This is a genomic window from Streptacidiphilus cavernicola (assembly GCF_042510955.1).
Classification (GTDB): domain Bacteria; phylum Actinomycetota; class Actinomycetes; order Streptomycetales; family Streptomycetaceae; genus Streptacidiphilus; species Streptacidiphilus cavernicola.
Genome location: NZ_JBHFAB010000012.1, coordinates 186,677 through 205,228, shown reverse-complemented (window position 1 = coordinate 205,228; position 18,552 = coordinate 186,677). Strand labels below are relative to the sequence as shown.

The following is an 18,552-nucleotide window of genomic DNA, read 5'->3' as shown; positions in this document are numbered from 1 at the left end:
CGACGCGACAAGCCGCCTACGAGCTCTTTACGCCCAATAAATCCGGACAACGCTCGCACCCTACGTATTACCGCGGCTGCTGGCACGTAGTTAGCCGGTGCTTCTTCTGCAGGTACCGTCACTTGCGCTTCTTCCCTGCTGAAAGAGGTTTACAACCCGAAGGCCGTCATCCCTCACGCGGCGTCGCTGCATCAGGCTTCCGCCCATTGTGCAATATTCCCCACTGCTGCCTCCCGTAGGAGTCTGGGCCGTGTCTCAGTCCCAGTGTGGCCGGTCGCCCTCTCAGGCCGGCTACCCGTCGTCGCCTTGGTAGGCCATCACCCCACCAACAAGCTGATAGGCCGCGGGCTCATCCTGCATCGCAAAAGCTTTCCACGCACACCCCATGCGGAGATGCGTCGTATCCGGTATTAGACCCCGTTTCCAAGGCTTGTCCCAGAATGCAGGGCAGATTGCCCACGTGTTACTCACCCGTTCGCCACTGATCCACCCCGAAGGGCTTCACCGTTCGACTTGCATGTGTTAAGCACGCCGCCAGCGTTCGTCCTGAGCCAGGATCAAACTCTCCGTGAATGTCAATGCGACACACAAAGAGCGGCACAGCAACCACCGGAATAGGTGATCCCGTGCACTGCGTCCTCGCTATATAAAACAGTTACTGCCAAATGAAACATTTGGCGTTGACTTTTGGCACGCTGTTGAGTTCTCAAGGAACGGACACTTCCTTCAGGACCCTTACCGGGACCCTCCGGGCGCTTCGTTCTTCGTTCTGTTTCGAGCTTATCAGACCGAACCGTTGTTGTTTCCGGCCCGTTCCGACGAGTGAAACTCTAGCGGAATTTCTCGGTGCAAGCCAATTCCGCGATTCCTTTCGAAAAACCGCATGCCAAAGAACGGCCCTGCGATTTGTTCGAGTGGAGTGTCCGCCCCAGGACCGGCCGCGCTCAGCGCGTTCGGGGCTCCTGATCAGGCAGCTCGACGTACATTAGGCGGCTGCCCTGGCGATGTCAAACCGATTGCTGACGCGTCGTCTGACGTGGTGCGGGGAGCACGAAGTCGCACCAGACGGCCTTGCCGCCGTCGGGGGTGCGGCGGGTGCCCCAGCTGCTGGCGATGGTCGCGATGATGGCGATCCCCCGCCCTGACTCGTCGGCAGGTTCCGCCCGCCTACGGCGCGGCAGGTGGTCGTCGGCGTCCGTCACCTCCACGGTGAGCCGGCGGTCGGTACGGCGCAGCCGCAGCCGCATCGGCGGGTGGCCGTGGGTGAAGGAGTTGGAGACCAGCTCGCTCACCGCCAGCACGCCCAGGTCCAACAGCTCCTCCCCCAGTCGCCAGCTCGACAGCACGCCCGTGGTGAAGGCCCGTGCGCTGGAGACCGCTTCCGCACCGCCGAGCAGGTCGAGCGCCGCGCCGCGGAACAGTTCGCGGGTGTCGGCGTCGTGGTCCGGGAGTTGGAAGACCAGTGCGGCGACGTCGTCGTCGTGGTCGGGGGTGACGCCCATCGCGCGGAGCAGCCGGGAGCAGATGACGTCCGGCATGCCGTGGGCGCCGGAGAGGGTGCGGGCCAGTGCGTCGAGGCCCTCGTCGATGTCCTGGCCCCGGCGTTCGACCAGGCCGTCGGTGTAGAGGACGCCGGTCGCGCCGGTGCCGAAGGGCAGCGTCCCCGAGGTGTGCAGGTAGCCGCCGGTGCCGAGCGGCGGGCCGCAGGACTCCTCGGGGCGGCTGACCGAGCCGTCGGTCTCACGGATCATCAGCGGCAGGTGCCCGGCCGACGAGTAGGTGATCTCCTGCTCGCTGGGGTCGTACACGGCGTAGACGCAGGTGGCGATGAGGGTGGCGTCGATCTCGGAGGCCAGGCCGTCCAGGAGTTGCAGCACCTCGTGCGGGGGCAGGTCGAGCCTGGCGTACGCGCGCACCGCCGTGCGCAGCTGGCCCATGACCGCGGCGGCGCGCATGCCGCGGCCCATCACGTCGCCGATGACCAGGGCGGTGCGTCCGCCGCCGAGGGTGATGACGTCGTACCAGTCGCCGCCCACCGCCGCGTCGGCGCCGCCGGGCTGGTAGGTCGCGGCGACCCGGATGTCGTCCGGTTGTTCGAGCTTCTGCGGGAGCAGGCTGCGCTGCAGGGTGACGGCGGCCTCGCGGTGCCGACGCTCGCTCTCCCGCAGCCGCTCGGTGACCTGGACCTGGTCCGTCACCTCGGCGCCGAAGACCAGCACGCCGCAGACGTCGGCGGCGGCGCTGTTGCGGCGCAGCGCGCCGAAGGGGCTGCGCGGGCTGGTGGTGACCCGTCCCTGCTGGTGCTGGTGGGTCGCGGCGAGGGCGGTGATCTGCTGGCCGAGGTCCTCGCTGTCCCGTACCGGCGCGCAGACGAAGGTGTAGTAGCGCGGACGCTCGGCAGCAGTGGCGGCACTCGCGCCCGCACCCGAGCCGGCTCCAGTGCCGGTCCCCCCGCCGGCACCCGCCGCTCCGCCGCCCAGGACGACCGCGTCGGCCGAACTGGCGGCCGAGGAGTGAGTGACCCTGCGGGCCTTGACCGTGCGCGGACGCCCGGTGCGGAAGGCCTGGTCCATCAGCGGCAGCAGCCCCAGCTCTTCGAGCTCGGGCATGACCTGGTGCGCGGGCACCCCCGTCGGCCGCTGGCCGAAAACGTCCGTGTAGGCGCGGTTGAGGTAGCCGATGCGGTGCCCGGGACCGTAACTGACGGCGACCAGGGCGGGGAGGTGGCCGAGCACGTCCTGGACGGTCGGCCGCTGGTCGGCCCGGCTCTCGCCGCTCTCCTTGGCCGCGACCGCGCTCCCGCCACCGGAGGCACCCGAGCCACCGGAACTACCCGACGCACCCGAGGAGCCCGAACCGTGGGCGTCGAGCAGCTCCCGGGCGGTCGGGAAGCGCGCGTCGGCGCCCCCCGCGCCGTCGACCGGCTCCGTGGTCCGGGGTGGCGTCGAGGCGCGTCGCTGTCCTCCGGGGAGCCGGGCGCTCCAACGCGTGAGATTCACAGGACCTTTCCTGAAAACGTATTCAGCCACAGACCGATCCGGTCCGGTCCTGAGGGGGTCCGGGCCCGGATCTTCCGGCCTGAGGGGTGTTCAGTCGGCGGGCAGTCCCGCTGTGGGGCGCGGGGCGTCCGACCCAGTGTGGCTGATGTCCTCGGCGAGCGACATCATGCCTGTCCGTTGCCTGGCTGTTCCCAGGAGATACCCATCTCCGGTACCTCCTGACCTCTTTCCTGGTCAGCTCGCGGTCGGGCCCGGCCCGTTCACTCCCGGTCCTGCTCCATAACGGTCTCGAACCCGGCGCGTGGCTGTTCCAGTGCGCCCATGGACACGATCTCCCGTTTGAGCACCCCGGCCAGGAACCAGTCCGCCAGCACCCGGGCCTTGCGGTCCAGGGTGGGCACCCGGCGCAGGTGCACCGCCCGGTGCAGCAGCCAGGCGGGACGGCCGTGCAGGGCGCGTCCGCGCAGCTGGGCCACGCCCTTGTGCATGCCGAGCGAGGTGAGCGTGCCCTTGAGCTCGTGCCGGTACTCGGTCATCGGCTCGCCGCGCAGCTGGGCGATGATGTTGTCGGCCAGCACCCGGGCCTGACGCACCGCGTGCTGCGCGTTGGGCGCGCAGGTCTCCCCCGGCCGGGCCAGGTCGGGGACGGCGGCGCCGTCGCCGGCCGCCCAGACGCCGTCCTGGCCGAGCACCCGCAGCTCGGCGTCGCAGCGGAGCCGCCCCTGCGCGTCGCAGGGCAGCCGGGTGGCGCGCAGCACCGGACCGGCCCGGACGCCGGCCGTCCAGACCAGGGTGCGGGCGGCGAAGCGGCTGCCGTCGGAGAGGGTGACCACGCCGTCCGCGACGGATTCGAGCCGGGTGCCGACCCGTACCTCGATGTTGCGGCCGCGCAGTTCGGCGGTGGTGCGCAGGCCGACCTCGGGGTCGGTCTCGGGCAGGATCCGCTTCCCGGCCTCGACCAGCACCCAGTGCAGGTCCTCGGGGCTGACTCCGGGGTAGTGCCGGGTGGCGTAGCGGGCCATGTCCTCCAACTCGGCCAGGGCGCCGGTGCCCGCGTAGCCGCCGCCGACGAAGACGAAGGTCAGCGCGGCCTCGCGGAGCGCGGCGTCCCGGGTGGAGGAGGCCAGGTCGAGCTGCGCCAGCACGTGGTTGCGCAGCGAGACGGCTTCCTCGACGCTGTGGAAGCCGATGCCGTGCTCGGCCAGGCCGGGCACCGGCAGTATCCGCGGGATCGCGCCGGGTGCCAGCACCAGCAGGTCGTAGCGGAGGTCGAGGTCGCGCTCGTGGTGCCCGTGCACCGGCGCGGGGACGGTCACCACCGCGGTCCGCGCGGCGTGGTCGAGGCCGCTCAGCCGTCCGAGCACCACCTGGGCGCTGGGCAGCACCCGCCGGAACGGGACGACGACATGCCGGGGGTCGACCGCACCGGCCGCGGCCTCGGCCAGCAGCGGCTGGTAGGTCATGTACGACTTGGGGTCGACCAGGGTCAGTTCGGCCTCGCCGGGGCGCAGCCGCTGCTGCAGCCGCAGCGCGGTGTAGAGGCCGACGTGGCCCCCGCCGACGAGGAGGATGCGCGGGGGTGGGGCTGGTGGGGTGGTCACCGGTGTCACCGGTCCATTTCGCACCCTCGACGGCCGCTTGTACATAGGCCGCGCGGGAATCCGGTGGGACCGGTGTGCCGCGGGGGGTCGGCGGCGGACGTCCCAAGGGTGGGCAGTACACCCCGGATTGTCCGTAACTGACTCAGTGCTTCTTCCCATATGCCCTGTGTTGCGCCCCTGTTGGCCCGCGGACCGAACCGGGTGGGTGCCTTTTCATCCTCGCGAAGCCCCCTGTTCGGTCCGATCTGCTCTCAACTATGGTCTTGACGTGTGTGCGCCGGTGACCGGCTCACTACATCGTGTGCGTGTCGGGGGGGCATCGCGTGAAGACGGGGTGCCCACGGGGGAGGACGATCGTGATGGCCCAGCAGGAACATACGCTTCCGCACAGTGCGGAGAGGTCGATACCGGAGCAGCGGAACGGACGGCCGGGGGGCCAGGGCATGATGGGCGGCGCCGGCGGCAGACTCCGGGTGGACGCCCGGCGGAACCTGGAGAGCGTGCTGCGCGCGGCCCGCGAGGTCTTCGGCGAACTCGGTTACGGCGCGCCGATGGAGGAGGTGGCCCGGCGGGCCGGTGTCGGCGTCGGCACCGTGTACCGGCGCTTCCCCAGCAAGGAGGTGCTGGTCCGGCGGATCGCCGCGGAGGAGGTCAGCTGGCTCACCGCCCAGGCGCGGGAGTCGCTGGAGGGCGGGTCCCAGCCCTGGGACGCGCTCTCCGGGTACCTCACCAGGGCCGTGGCCAGCGGCGCGGGACGGCTGCTGCCGCCGGAGGCGTTCCGGCACGCCGAGCGGATGGACCGGATCCCGTCCCAGCGCCGGGCGGGTGACATCCCCTCACTGGAGGTCGCGGCGGAGCCGACCGGCGAGAGCGGCGGGGACGCGGACCCGGCCGGGCTGCTGGAGCTGCTGGCGCAGCTGGTCGAGCAGGCGCGCGCGGCCGGCGGGCTGCGGGACGGGGTGACGGTGTCCGACGTGGTCCTGGTGCTCACCGCGTCGGTCCCCCCGTACACCTCGCCCGGTCACGGCGAGGGCGCGGAGGGCGGGAGCGACGGCGGGGACGCGGACGGTTCGCACGGCGGAGGACACGGCGGCGGACAGGGCTCGTCCGCCCGGCTGCTGCGCATCCTGCTGGACGGCCTGCGGGCGGTCTGAGGGCGGTCTGCGGGTGAGTCGGGACGGGACGGAAGGCGGACTGGGGTCGATCTCATGGGCGAACGAACACGCTTACGACTCACGCACGCCGATCCAGGACGCTGCTACCCGGAAGGGTGGTCGGCGGCCGAACGGGCGGTGAGGCCCGGCCCGCCGTGGGAATCTGGGCCCGTGGATCGATTCGGGGACTGCCATGCGCGCTGACGGCCAGGACGACGAGCAGGGAGTCGGCGCGCAGGGGACGGACGACCCGGGGGTCCTGACCACCCCTCACCTGTCCTCGCAGGTACCCCCGCAGGGGCCGCGGCACCGCGCTCCGGACGCTGCGCCGGAGGGCGCGGACCAGGCCGCCGCTGCCGGGCCCACCGCCGCCGCACCCGGCCCCACCGTGCCCGCGCCCGGCGGCCCGGTGGACGACCAAGAGCTGCCCGCCTCCGACGCCGCGCTCACCGCCGCGGTACGGCTCGGCGACGACGCCGCGTTCGAGGAGCTGTACCGGCGTCACGCCGAGGCCGTCCGCCGCTACGCCAGGACCTGCTGCCGGGACGCCTTCACCGCCGAGGACCTGGCCGGCGAGGTGTTCGCCCGGACGCTGCAGGCCCTGCGGGCGGGCAAGGGGCCCGAGTTCGCGGTGCGCGCCTACCTGCTGACCGCCGTCCGCAACATCGCCGCGACCTGGAGCCGCAGCGACCGGCGCGAGCAACTCGTGGACGACTTCACCCTGTTCGCGGCGACCTCGGCCGCCGTCGCCGATGTCAGCGTGACCGATCCGGGCGCGGACGCCTGGGCCATGGCCGGGGTGGACCACTCGCTGGTGCTGCAGGCCTTCCGCAAGCTGGAGCCGAGCGACCAAGTGGTGCTCTGGCACACCGAGGTGGAGCAGGAACCGCCGCGCCAGGTCGCCGAGATCATCGGCAAGACCGCCAACGCGACGGCGGTCCAGGCGTACCGGGCCAGGGAGCGGCTCGCCGCCGAGTTCCTGCAGGCGCATGTCTCCGCGTCGCAGACCCGGGCCTGCGAGGACTACGCGAGCAGGCTGGGCGCGTTCGCGCGGGGCGCGCTGGGGAAGCGCGCGGCGGGGGACGTGCGCGGGCACATGAAGGACTGCGACCGCTGCTCGGCGGCCTACCTGGAGCTGTTGGACCTCAACCAGGGCCTGCGCGAGGTGCTTCCGTCCGGGCTGCTGGTGTGGGTCGGGTCGGGGTACTTCACCGTGCTGGCGGCGGGCGCGGCGAGCGCCGCCGGGGTCGGCATCGGCCTGGGCGCGGCGGGGGTCGCGACCGGCGGCGGCGCGGCGGCGGGTGCGGCGGGCGGTGCGGGCGGCGGCTCGGCCGGGGCCGGGGCGGCGGCCGGGGAGGGGCTGGGGCTTCCGGCGAAGGCCGGGATCGCGGCCGTGGTCACCGTGGTGGCCGTGGCCGCCGTGGCCTTCGCCCTCAGCGGCAGTGAGCACAAGCCGCCGCCGCCCAAGCCGCGCGCGGTGAAGGTGGTGCCCAGTCCGGTGGCGACACCGCCGCCGCCACCGCCGTCCCCGGTCAAGGCCGTTCCGCCGCCCGCTCCGGTGCCCCCGGCACCGACGGTCCGTCCGAAGCCGCGCCCGGTGGTCAAGCACACGGTGAAGCCGACCGTGCCGCCCAAGCCCCCGGCCAAGCCGAAGCCCACTCCGACTCCGACGCCCGCACCGCCGCCCCCGGCCGACTACTTCGTGGACGCGTTGCCGTACAGCGGCGTCGGCGTCAGCAACGGTCCGAGCATCGACGGCAGCGCGTCCAGCGGGGTGTGGCAGCGCAGTCGCGGCGTCCGGGTCGGCGGGCAGTCCTACCCGCGCGGGATCACGGTCCGGGCGCCCTCCTCGGTGACTGTGCAACTCAACCGTCAGTGCCGGGAGTTCGACGCCTCGGCCGGGATCGACGACCTGACCCTCGGCCTCGGCTCGGCCCGCTTCTCGGTGCTGGACGCGACCACCGGGCGGATGCTGTGGCACTCCGGCGTGGTGCACGGGGGCGACAGCGCCGTGCCGGTGAGCGTGCCGCTGTCCGGGGTGACCGCGATCCGGCTGGTGGTGCGCCCGGGGTGGACCGGCCCGTTCGGCGGCTTCGGCGTGGCGGACGTCGCCGACTGGGCGAACGCCCGCTTCAGCTGCAGCTGACGGCAAATCAGGCGGTGGATCAGACCGCGCAGCTGCCGTCCACGCAGCCGTCCGCGTCCTCTGCACTGGCCGCGCCCGCCGCACCGCTCTCGGCTGCGGGTTTGGCGGCGACCGAGGCCTGCTCCAGCGCCCGCAGGAAGGTCGAGGTCTCCTGTGCGCCCTCGATCGCCCAGGTCTGGTCGATGACGAAGGTCGGGACGGAGCGGATGCCGATGGCGCGGGCCTGCTCCAGCTCGGCGGTCAGCTCGGCGCTGCCCTCGTCGGAGGCCAGGTAGTCCGCGACCCGGGTGCGGTCGAGACCGGCCGCGACCGCGATATCGGTCAGCGCGGCGTGGTCGCCGACGTCGACGCCGTCGGAGAAGTGGGCCGCGAGCAGCCGCTCCTTGAGGTCGCCCTGCACCGCGAGGCCGTACTCGGCGGCGGCCAGCCGCAGCAGCCGGTGCCCGTCGAAGGTGTTGACGTGCAGTGCGGCGTCGAAGTCGTAGCTGATGCCCTCGGTCGCGCCCAGTGCGGCGACCCGGTCGTCCATGGCCCGCGACTGCGGCCCGTAGCGCTCGGCCAGCCAGGCCCGGTGCGGGGTGGCCTGCGCCGGAGCGTCCGGGACCAGCTGGTACGGGCGGTAGACCACCTCGACCGGCTGCGGGAAGGCGGACAGGGCGCGCTCGAACCGGCGCTTTCCGATGAAGCACCACGGGCAGGCGATGTCGCTGTAGATCTCGATCTTCACGGTCCGGGGCTCCTTTTGTCTGCTCAGTCAGGATTACCCAACCGGCACGGGCTCCGGCGTATTCCTGGCCGGGACCAGCAGCACCGGGCAGGCCGCGTGGTGCACCAGCGCGGACGCCACCGAGCCCAGCAGCAGCCGGCTGAACCCGCCGTTGCCGCGGGCTCCGACGATCAGGGTGTGGTGCCGGGCGGACGCGGCGAGCAGCGTCTCGACCGGGTCGCCGAGGACCACGTGGAGCGCGGGCGGGGCCGCGGCGGGGTGCCGTCGGACCACGGTGGCGACGGCCCGCTCGGTCACCGCGAGCATGCCCTGGCGCAACCGTTCCGCACTCTCTTCGGCGAGCTCGGCCACGCCGGTGGCGTAGGCGCCGGGAGCGGGGTTCACCACGGAGAGGACGTGCAGCGGGAGCGCGAGCGCGGCGGCCTCGGTGAAGGCGCGGTCCAGCGCCCAGAGCGAACCGTCCGACCCGTCGACCCCGACCACGACCCCGGTCGGAGCGACGACCAGCGGCGCGGCGGGGTCCGCCACGGGCGGGGAGGCCGGGGCCGGGGCTGCCGCAGGTGGGGACGCCGGGCCCAGGTCTGCCGAGGCCGGGGAGACCGGGGCCGGATCTGCCGGAGCCGGGGAGGCCGGAGCCGGATCTGCCGGGGCCGGGCCCGGGGCTGACGGAGTGGTGGACGACGGGGCCGGATCTGCTGGGGTGGGTGGGGTGGCCATGGCACCCATCGTTCGCCCTGCGGCGCGCACAGCCGCTACGGCACGCCGATGGGGTCCCGCCCGGCCTCCCGCCCGGGGTCGCCGTCCCGGTTCCTGTCCGCGGCACCCCCGCCACCGTCCGCACCGCTACCGCCCGCGCTGCCGTCCCCCGGTCCGTCCCAGCCACCGCCACCCCCGCCGTCGCCCGGCGCCCTCGCGCCGATCGCGCGGCGCTCGGCCAGCGGCAGGCCGGTCCAGCAGGAGCCCTGCCGGGCGTGCAGGCGGCGCAGCCACAGCTCGGTGGAGACCACCGCGGCCAGGCCGTCCAGCGGGACCGGACGATCCCCCGCCGCGGCGTGCAGCGCCCTGCGGAAGACCCGGGCGTCCAGCAGGCCGAGGTCGGCCAGCAGCGGGGCCGCGAACATCCGGTCCAGCGCGGGCAGCGCGTGCCGCAGCCCGGCCCGGACGGTGGCGACCGCGGTGTACGGGTCGGGCGGGGCGGACGCCCCCCACCCGGCGGGCAGCGCGGTCACCCCGGCCCCGGCCAGCACCGCGCGCAGGATCGCGTGCCGGGAGCCGGGCTGGATCCGGGCCGACGCGGGGACCAGGCCGCAGGCGCGGACCACCTGGTTGTCCAGGAACGGCGCGTGCAGCCGCTGGCCGTCCTCGGCGACCTGGGCCAGCACCCGGAACTCGGCCGCCTGCCGTTGCAGCGCCAGCCGCGCGCGCCGTTCGCCGGGACGCTCGTCCGGGGCGGTCCGCCGGGTGGCCAGCCGCAGCCGCACCGCGACCGCCGACAGCGCGTCATCGGTCAGCCAGCGGGCCGCCGGAGAGGGATCACACCAGGTCAGCGACTGCACCGAGGCCGATCCCGCGGTGGTCGGGACCCGCCGCCGACGAGCCATCAGCTGGGTTGCGGCGTCCTCAAGACCCTCCGCGTAGCCGGTGCGGGCCAGCCTGCGGGCCGCCCGGAGCACGCTGATCGGGGTGCCGAACGCGCCCTGCAACGGGTGCTCGCCGCTGTCCGCGCGGGCCAGCGCGGTGATCGGCCGCAGCAGCGGGAACCGCTGGTGCTCGATCAGCAGGTCGGCGAGCCGGGCCGGGTGGCCGTCCAGGGCCTGCCGGCCGCCGTGGCCGCCGAGGTGGTCGGTGCCGGCCGCGGCGAGCCGGCCGCGGTGCCGGGCCCCGGCGACCAGCGCCGCGCCCGGCTCGTCGGTGAGCGGTCCGGCCAGGTCGGGGGCGAGCAGGTCGGCGTACGGGAGGGTCTCCGGGCCCCCGGCGACCAGCAGGTGTTCCAGCCGGGCGTCGGCGGAGCCCAGGGCCTGGGCCCGGACCAGCTCCGCGGTGTGCGCCGGGTCGGGTGCGGCCGGGCCGGTCGCGGTGCTGCTGTCGGTCCAGGTGACGACGAGCAGCGGCTGCCCGTCGGCGGCTCCGGCCGCGCTCCCGGTCCTGGCCCAGGAGCCGCGGACAGCGCCGGTGCGGGCCGGCTCGGTGGCCGGGGCGGTGCTGGGCGGTCCGTGGTGCAGGGTGCGGGAGCTGCGCGGGTCGCCCCAGCGCTCGTCCACCGACTGCACCGGCACCGGCAGGTGCCGCGGGTGCGCGCCCGGGTGCGCCCCGGTGTCGGAGCCCGGTCGCGGCGGGCCGCTCACCGGGCGGGGGACGGCCGCCGCGAGCAGGGTGAGCACGGTGGAGGCGCTGCCGCCGGACAGGTCGGTGCTGATCCGCCGGGGCTGGTCGCCGCCGCTGCGGACCCGGCTGCGGACCGCCTCCAGCAGGCTGCGGGTGACCTCGCCGGTCGCGGTGGCCTCGGCCGCTCCGGCCCGGTCCGGCGGGGTTCCGCCGCCCACGCCGGGCCGGTAGGGCTCGAACGCGTGCTCCTGCGGCCGTCCGGCGCGGATGCTGAGGGCCCGCGCGGGCGCGACCCGGTGCACGCCGGTGAACGCGCTGTGCCCGGCCACGATCTCCGGCGCGTCCGGCACGGCCAGCCCGGCGGCCAGGTAGAGCGGATCGGGACGGGCGCCGACCAGGTCGGCCAGCGGCAGCGCGGCGGTGGCGTACGCCGTCCCGCCGCACCAGGGGGTGTGGAACACCGGGCGGACCCCGACCAGGTCGCCGAGCAGGGTGGTCCTGCTGCCCTGCTGCAGCACCACGGTGTAGCTGCCGGGCCAGGCGGTGAGGTGGCGCAGCGCCCCGCCGCTGGCCCTGAGCAGCGCGGCGCGCAGCGCGGAGTCGTCCGCGCCGCAGCGGCCGACCACGGCGAGCCGGGCCGCCGCGCCGTCGGCGGCGGACGGGTCCTCCGGGTCCTCGGGCAGGTCGGGGAAGCCGGTGCCGACCGCGTCGGCGGTCGCCCGGTGCTGCCGGTACACGCGGACGGTGCGGATCTCCTCGGGGCGCCAGTCGCCGACCGCCCACAGCGGGTCGGGGCCGGGCCAGAGCAGCCGCCCGCCGAGCGGGCGCAGGTCGCGCAGGCGCGGCTCGGCGCCGACTCCGGTGCCGTTCCACCCCACCAACCACCGCATCGACGCCTCCTGGGGCTCCGAGACGTGCGCGGCAAGCATCTTGTCGCACCGTCAGGGCTGTCGAAGACATCGTGCCATCAGCGCACCGGGTCAACCTCCGGCGGTGCGCGGTCAATTTCGAAAAAGAACGAAGCGACGTGGGCGCCCGGGTCCGGGCCGCTCCCTCCAGCGACCCGGTCGCGGTCGTCGTCCGAACCCCGGATCCGGGAGGTGTCCGCACACCCCCCGGACCGGACGACCACCGCGCGGGGAGAGCGGCGGCTTCCCCCGACCTGCCCTCCTCGACCGCAGGCCGACCCACACCGGCCATCGAAGCCCCGTCCACGGGCCGCCGGGAGGGGGCACGGCAGGGCGCACTGCCACACGCCGCAGGGGCATGCTCCGGCCGTCCCGCCGGAAGACCGTGAGAGCGGTATCTCGCCATCCGGGACGCAGCCCCTTAACCCTGGGCAGGCGGGGAACTACTCTGGGTGTATGCATGGCGCGGAGCAGGTGCTCGCGCAGCTGACGGGGAACCGGCGGGGAGGTGGCACAGGGCATGACCACCACGGGGCGAGAGCCCAACGAGCGGCTCGGCGCGCTGCTCGCGCTCGCCGGCATCAGCAACGCCGGACTGGCGCGGAGGGTCAACGACCTAGGCGCACAACGGGGTCTGACGTTCCGTTATGACAAGACCTCGGTGGCCCGCTGGGTCGGCAAGGGCATGGTGCCGCAGGGCGCGGTGCCGCAGCTGATCGCCACCGCGATCGGCGGGAAGCTGGGCCGCGGCGTCCCGTTGGAGGAGATCGGACTGGCCGGAAGCGACCCGGCCCCGGAGATCGGCCTCGCCTTCCCGAGGGACGTCTCCGAGGCGGTCCGGCAGGTGACCGAGCTGTGGCGGCTGGATTCCGGCGCGGCCTCCCGCGAGGGCCGCAACCGCGGCTGGTGGGACAACCTGGCCGGAACCTTCTCGGTGACCGCGTACGCGACCCCGGTGTCCCGCTGGCTGATCACCCCGGTGGACGGCTCGGTCGCCCGCGAGGCGGCGGGGCACCTGCGCGCCGACTTCCAGGAGGTGCACGGCGAGGCCGTCCGGATACGGGCGGCGGTGGGCGAGGGCCACTCGTACCGGGTGGGCCACGCCGACGCGTCCAAGCTGCGGCAGGCGGCCGAGGAGGCGCGGCGCTGGGACTCCCGCTACGGCGGCGGCGACTGGCGCTCCTCGATGGTGCCGGAGTGCCTGCGGCAGGACGCCGCGCCGCTGCTGCTCGGCTGCTACACCGACGAGGTCGGCCGCGCGCTGTTCGGCGCGACCGCCGAACTGACCCGGCTGGCCGGGTGGATGGCCTTCGACACCGGCCAGCACGAGGCCGCCCAGCGCTACTACATCCAGGCGTTGCGGCTGGCCCGCGCCGCCGCCGACGTGCCGTTCGGCGGCTATGTGCTGGCGTCGATGAGCCTGCAGGCGACCTACCGCGGCGCGGCCGAGGAGGGGGTGGACCTGGCCCAGGCGGCGATCGAGCGCAACCGCGGCCTGGCGACCGCGCGGACCATGAGCTTCTTCCACCTGGTCGAGGCGAGGGCGCACGCCCGCGCCGGGAGCGCGCACGCCTGCGCCCAGGCGCTGGCCGCGGCGGAGAGCAGGCTCGAACGCGCCCGCGCGGTGGACGACGACCCGCCCTGGATCGACTTCTACTCCTACGACCGGCTGGCCGCCGACGCCGCCGAGTGCTACCGCGACCTCGGTGTTCCGCTGAAGGTCCGTCAGTTCACCGCGCAGGCACTGGCCAGCCCCACCGAGGAGTACGTCCGCTCGCACGGCCTGCGGCTGGTGGTGTCCGCCCTGGCCGAGCTGGACGACGGCGACCTGGACGCCGCGGTCGCCGCCGGGACCCGCGCGGTCGAGGTGGCCGGGCGCATCTCCTCGCAGCGGACCAGGGAGTACGTGCAGGAGATGCTGCGCAGGCTGGAGCACTTCAAGGGCGAGCGCGCGGCGGTCGAACTCGCCGAACGGGCCCGCCTGGTGCTCACCGCCCCGGCCTGACCGCCCGGCGCCGTCCCCCGCCACACTCCCGTCCCGGCCCCGTCCCTGCCCCTGGCCTTCGCGGATGTCCGACCCGCGTGGGACGATCCACCGGTCGGCGCGGAAGCGACAGGCGGCGGAAGGAGCGGGGCGTGCGGTACGACTGCGAGGTCGTGGTGGTCGGCGGCGGGATCGTGGGGCTCTCCACCGCGTACGCGCTGAGCCGGGCCGCGCCCGGGGTGTCGGTGATCGTGCTGGAGAAGGAGCCCGCGCTGGCCCGGCACCAGACCGGGCGCAACAGCAATGTGGTGCACAGCGGGCTCTACTACAAGCCCGGCTCGCTGAAGGCGGAGTACGCCGTCGGCGGCGGCCGTGAGCTGGCGGAGTTCTGCCGCGAGCACGGGCTGCCCTACCGCCGCACCGGGAAGCTGGTGGTCGCGAGCAGCGGCGAGGAGCTGCCACGGCTGCACGCCCTGGCCCAGCGCGGGCGCGAACACGGCCTCGCGGTCAAGGAGTTGGGCGCGCTCGGGATCGCCGAGCACGAGCCGGAGGTGCACGGCGTGGGCGCGCTGCACATCGGCGACACCGGCATCACCGACTACCCGGCGGTCGCGCACGCCTACGCCAAGCTCTCCGGCGCCGAACTGCGCACCGGCGGCCCGGTGGTGGGGATCGCGCGGGGCGCGGACGGGGTCACCGTCAGCACCACCCTCGCCGAGGTCCGCGCCAGGGTGCTGGTCAACTGCGCCGGGCTGTACAGCGACCGGATCGCCCGGATGGCGGGCGACGAGCCGGGCGTGCGGATCATCCCTTTCCGCGGCGAGTACTTCGAACTGTCGCCGCGGACCGCGGAGTTGGTGAACGGCCTGGTCTACCCGGTGCCCGACCCGCTGTTCCCGTTCCTCGGCGTGCACCTCACCAAGGACCTGCACGGCGGCGTCCACGTCGGCCCCAACGCCGTCCCGGCGCTGGCCCGCGAGGGCTACGGCTGGCGGACGGTGCGCCCGCGCGAGCTGGCCGGGACGCTCGGCTGGCCAGGCGCCTGGCGGCTGGCCGCGCGGCACTGGCGGGCCGAGGCGGTGGAGGTGCGGCGCTCGCTGTCCCGCCGCGCCTTCACCCGCGACCTGCAACGGCTGCTCCCCGCGGTGACCGAGGCCGACCTGCTGCCGGTCGCGGCTGGAGTCCGGGCCCAGGCGGTGGGGCGCGACGGAGCCCTGCTCGACGACTTCGCCTTTGCCGAGGCCCCGCGCACCGTCCACGTCCTCAACGCGCCCTCCCCGGCCGCCACCGCGTCCCTCCCGATCGGCCGCGAGGTGGCCCGCCGCGCCCTGGCTGCCCTGGACGGGGACCGGTCACGCCCTTGACCCGGACCACCGCTGCCAGGTCGGCGTCCAGACCTCGGCGTCGGACGGCTCCGGCCCCCGCCTGGCCAGCAGGTAGTCGCGGAACGCGGCGAGCGCCGGATGCGGGTTGTCGTCGCGCCAGATCATCGACAGCGGGTAGACCAGCGCCGGTCCGCGCACCGGGATGCGGCGCAGGTCGTAGCTGTCCGGCCACAGGTAGCGGGTGTGCTCGCCGACCAGGGTCGCCAGTTCCGCGGAGTCGGCGATCTCGGCCAGCAGCACCTCGTTGCCGAAGGCCGGGCCGATCAGGTCGATGCCGAGCCCGAAGGCGGCGGCCAGTTCGTCGAAGTACCCGGTCACCTCGGTCCCCGCGGGAAGTCCCGGCATCCAGATCCGGTGCCCGACCAGCTGCGCGGGGGTGACCGCGCGGGCGTTGGCGAGTGCGTGCCGGGGGCCGACCAGCAGCTGGTGCGCTTCGTCGATCACCCGGGCGGTCCTGAGCGCCTCCGGCAGCCGCAGTTGCGGGGCGACGGCGTGGAAGCTGGCGTCGACCGTCCCGGCCTCAACCGCGCCGACCGCCGCCTCGACGTCCGCGCCCAGCAGCGCCACCACGTCCAACTCGATCTCCGGGCGCGTCCGGTGGAAGTCCTGGAGCAGCACCGCGGGCGCGATCCGCCGGCTGACCACGTCGACCCGCAGCGCGCGCCGACCGGGGCGCACCGACGCGTCGGCCCGTTCCTCCACCCGCAGCAGCTCCCGGGCGTGCGGCAGGAACGCCTGGCCGTCGACGGTGAGCTGGGCGCCGCGGGCGGTGCGGGTGAACAGCCGCACCTCCAGGTCCTTCTCCAGCGCGGCGATGCGCTTGGAGACGGCCTGCTGGGTGATCGAGAGCGCCACGGCGGCCTCCTGGAACTGGCCCGCGTCCACGGCGGCGACAAAGGTGCGTACGGCGTCGAGATCCATGCGCCGAGCCTAGGGCAACAACACGGGGTTGTGGCTCGCCGCTGATTCGGTTGTTTGATCTGCGGTTACCGGCTTGCTTGGATGAGTCAGCTCAACGGCAGGTTGTCCAATAGCGGGGGTGCGGAGCATGGTGGCGAGACGGTCGCTGGGCCGGGACTTCGGCTGGTTGTGGGCGGCCTACGCCGTCAGCGCCTACGGCTCCGGGCTGGGGTTCGGCGCGTTCCCGCTGATCGCGGTACTGGTGCTGCACGCCGGTCCGGCCGAGGTGTCCGCGCTGTCCGCGGTGGGCCCGGCGGTGGGCGCGCTGATCGCGCTGCCGCTCGGCCCGTGGGTGGAGTTCCGCCGGAAGCGGCCGGTGATGATCGCCATGGACCTGACCCGGTTCGCCGTGATGGCGACGATCCCGGTCGCCTACGCCCTCGGCCGGCTCGGCTTCCTGCAGCTGCTGGTCGTCTCGGCGCTGGTCGCCGCGTCCAAGATCGCCTTCAACGCCGCCAGCGGCTCCTGCCTCAGGACGCTGGTCCGGCCGGACGACTTGCTGGTGGCCAACGCCCGGTTCGAGTCGACCAACTGGAGCTCCATCGCGGTCGGGCCGCCGCTGGGCGGCGCGGCGATCGCGGTGTTCGGGCCGGTCACCACGGTGGTGGCGGACGCGCTCAGCTACCTGCTCTCCGCGCTGGGGGTCAGCGCCATCCGCGGCCGGGAGGAACGCCCGCGGCGGACCGGGGCGGGCCGGGTCAGGGCGGGCGAGCTGCTCGATGGCTGGCGGCACATCCTGACCCATCCCGGCCTGCGGGCGCTCTACTTCAACAACCTGCTCGTCGGCGGGTTGATCATGGCCACCGAACCGCTGCTGGCCGTGCTGCTGCTGGGCCGGCTCGGCTTCCCGCCCTGGCAGTACGGCCTCGCCTTCGCCGTGCCCTGCGTCGGCGGGCTCATCGGCTCCCGGCTGGCCCGCCGGGTCGTGGCCCGCTACGGCCAGTACCGGGTGTTCCGGACCGTCGGCACGCTGCGCGCGGTCTGGCTGATCGGCCTGGCCTTCGTCCGCCCCGGCGTGGTCGGCCTGGTCACCGTGATGGCCGTGGAACTGGCGATCATCATCAGCATGAGCCTGTACAGCCCGGTGCTCGCCACCTACCGGCTCGAACAGACCCCCGCGGACCGCACCGCCCGCACCCTGTCGGCCTGGTCGATCGGCTCGCAGGCGTCCATCGCGGTCTTCACCGCGCTCGGCGGACTGCTCGCCGACGCCACCGGACCGCGCACCGCGATCACCGTCGCCGGACTGCTCATCCTCGCCAGCCCGCTGCTGCTGCCCCGCCGCGAAAGCCCTTCGCCGACCGCCGACCGGGAACTCGCCGCCGCAACCGCACAACCGCAGTGACCTGCGGAATCACTGGTCAGCTCGACCCATCCGGCAACAACGGCGTGGTCGTTAGACTGGACCGCACTGTGACCAGCCATCCCACACCCCCCACCGCGCCCGCGCCTGCCGTGCCTGCGCCCGCCGCCGTAGCCGCGCCCGCCGCCACCGCGATGCCCGCGCCGCCCACCGCCCCCGCGGTCGGCGACGACGTCCCGCCGCGTCCCGGCACCCCGGTGTCCGCGGAACTGCACCAGGAGCGCCGGGTGCGCAGCTTCCACCCGCGCAAGGGCCGGATGAGCGACGCCCAGCGCGAGGCGCTGTCCCGACTCTGGACCAGCTACGGCATACGCGTCGACGGCAAGCGCCTGCTCGACCTGGACGCCCTCTTCGGCGTCACCCCGAGCGCCGGCCCGGACGCCACCCCGCCGGCGCCCCTCCCCGTCGTCCTGGAGATCGGCTTCGGGATGGGCGACGCCACCGCCGCCATGGCCGCCGCCGACCCGTCCACCGGAATCCTCGCGGTGGACGTGCACACCCCCGGCCACGGCAACCTGCTGCGCCGGATCGAGTCCGACGGCCTGGCCAACGTCCGCCTCGCCGAGGGCGACGCAGTCGTCCTGCTGCGCGACCAGCTCGCCCCGGCCGCGCTGGCCGGGCTGCGGATCTACTTCCCCGACCCCTGGCCCAAGGCCCGCCACTTCAAGCGCCGGCTGATCCAGCCGGAGTTCCTCGAACTGGCCGTCTCCCGGCTGCGCCCCGGCGCGACCGTGCACTGCGCGACCGACTGGGAGCCCTACGCCGAGCAGATGGCCGAGGTGCTGACCGCCTCGCCCGAGCTGGAGAACCTGTACCCGGACCAGGACGGCGGCTACGCCCCGCGCCCCGACTGGCGTCCGGTGACCAAGTTCGAGCGGCAGGGCATCGACAAGGGACACGTCGTGCACGACCTCCTGTTCCGCCGCCGATGAGCCGCGCCGGGGCCGCGCAGCCCAACCTGCCTGCTGAAACCGCTTACGGCCGACTCCGACGCCCGGCT

At 74.2% G+C, this 18,552-nt stretch carries 12 protein-coding genes and 1 rRNA gene; 6 read left to right on the top strand and 7 right to left on the bottom strand.

Annotation, left to right across the window (positions count from 1 at the left end):
- The 3 genes from ACEZDE_RS18145 to ACEZDE_RS18135 form a co-directional block, all read right to left on the bottom strand.
- Positions 1 to 573: ribosomal RNA gene (locus ACEZDE_RS18145) — 16S ribosomal RNA — on the bottom strand; the annotation flags it as partial.
- A 434-nt stretch (positions 574 to 1,007) separates the two neighbouring features.
- On the bottom strand, positions 1,008 to 2,735 hold the full coding sequence (locus tag ACEZDE_RS18140) for an ATP-binding SpoIIE family protein phosphatase (RefSeq protein WP_380537336.1): 1,728 nt from the start codon (positions 2,733 to 2,735) through the stop codon (positions 1,008 to 1,010).
- Between the two features lie 524 nt (positions 2,736 to 3,259).
- Positions 3,260 to 4,645: an NAD(P)/FAD-dependent oxidoreductase gene (locus ACEZDE_RS18135; protein WP_380537331.1), complete on the bottom strand. Its 1,386-nt coding sequence runs from the start codon at positions 4,643 to 4,645 to the stop codon at positions 3,260 to 3,262.
- Positions 4,646 to 5,043: 398 nt separating this feature from the next.
- On the opposite strand from ACEZDE_RS18135, the gene ACEZDE_RS18130 reads away from it, so the two are divergent.
- A complete protein-coding gene (locus tag ACEZDE_RS18130; protein ID WP_380537330.1) occupies positions 5,044 to 5,754 on the top strand; it encodes a TetR/AcrR family transcriptional regulator in 711 nt (236 codons plus the stop codon).
- Between the two features lie 193 nt (positions 5,755 to 5,947).
- On the top strand, positions 5,948 to 7,900 hold the full coding sequence (locus ACEZDE_RS18125; RefSeq protein ID WP_380537329.1) for a sigma-70 family RNA polymerase sigma factor: 1,953 nt from the start codon (positions 5,948 to 5,950) through the stop codon (positions 7,898 to 7,900).
- 19 nt (positions 7,901 to 7,919) lie between these two features.
- Here ACEZDE_RS18125 and ACEZDE_RS18120 read toward each other — a convergent pair whose 3' ends face one another.
- The 3 genes from ACEZDE_RS18120 to ACEZDE_RS18110 are packed head-to-tail and all read right to left on the bottom strand — an operon-like array spanning position 7,920 to position 11,842.
- The gene (locus ACEZDE_RS18120; protein ID WP_380537328.1) at positions 7,920 to 8,627 is read right to left on the bottom strand and encodes a DsbA family oxidoreductase; all 708 of its coding nucleotides are present in this window, start codon (positions 8,625 to 8,627) and stop codon (positions 7,920 to 7,922) included.
- A gap of 33 nt (positions 8,628 to 8,660) precedes the next feature.
- Entirely contained in the window at positions 8,661 to 9,344 is a 684-nt protein-coding gene (locus ACEZDE_RS18115; RefSeq protein WP_380537327.1) for a universal stress protein, read from the bottom strand.
- Between the two features lie 35 nt (positions 9,345 to 9,379).
- Positions 9,380 to 11,842, bottom strand: a complete 2,463-nt coding sequence (locus ACEZDE_RS18110) for an asparagine synthase-related protein (RefSeq protein ID WP_380537326.1) — start codon at positions 11,840 to 11,842, stop codon at positions 9,380 to 9,382.
- 538 nt (positions 11,843 to 12,380) lie between these two features.
- On the opposite strand from ACEZDE_RS18110, the gene ACEZDE_RS18105 reads away from it, so the two are divergent.
- Positions 12,381 to 13,865, top strand: coding sequence for an MFS transporter (locus tag ACEZDE_RS18105; protein ID WP_380537325.1), 1,485 nt, complete (start codon positions 12,381 to 12,383; stop codon positions 13,863 to 13,865).
- A 131-nt stretch (positions 13,866 to 13,996) separates the two neighbouring features.
- Positions 13,997 to 15,208: an L-2-hydroxyglutarate oxidase gene (gene lhgO / locus ACEZDE_RS18100; protein ID WP_380537324.1), complete on the top strand. Its 1,212-nt coding sequence runs from the start codon at positions 13,997 to 13,999 to the stop codon at positions 15,206 to 15,208.
- Here lhgO and ACEZDE_RS18095 read toward each other — a convergent pair.
- Positions 15,197 to 16,150, bottom strand: coding sequence for a LysR family transcriptional regulator (locus ACEZDE_RS18095; RefSeq protein ID WP_380537323.1), 954 nt, complete (start codon positions 16,148 to 16,150; stop codon positions 15,197 to 15,199). The genes lhgO and ACEZDE_RS18095 overlap by 12 nt on opposite strands.
- Positions 16,151 to 16,277: 127 nt before the next feature.
- On the opposite strand from ACEZDE_RS18095, the gene ACEZDE_RS18090 reads away from it, so the two are divergent.
- Complete coding sequence (locus ACEZDE_RS18090) at positions 16,278 to 17,534, top strand: MFS transporter (protein ID WP_380537322.1); 1,257 nt, start codon at positions 16,278 to 16,280, stop codon at positions 17,532 to 17,534.
- A 68-nt stretch (positions 17,535 to 17,602) separates the two neighbouring features.
- On the top strand, positions 17,603 to 18,484 hold the full coding sequence (trmB, locus tag ACEZDE_RS18085) for a tRNA (guanosine(46)-N7)-methyltransferase TrmB (RefSeq protein ID WP_380537321.1): 882 nt from the start codon (positions 17,603 to 17,605) through the stop codon (positions 18,482 to 18,484).
- Positions 18,485 to 18,552 lie beyond the last annotated feature (68 nt).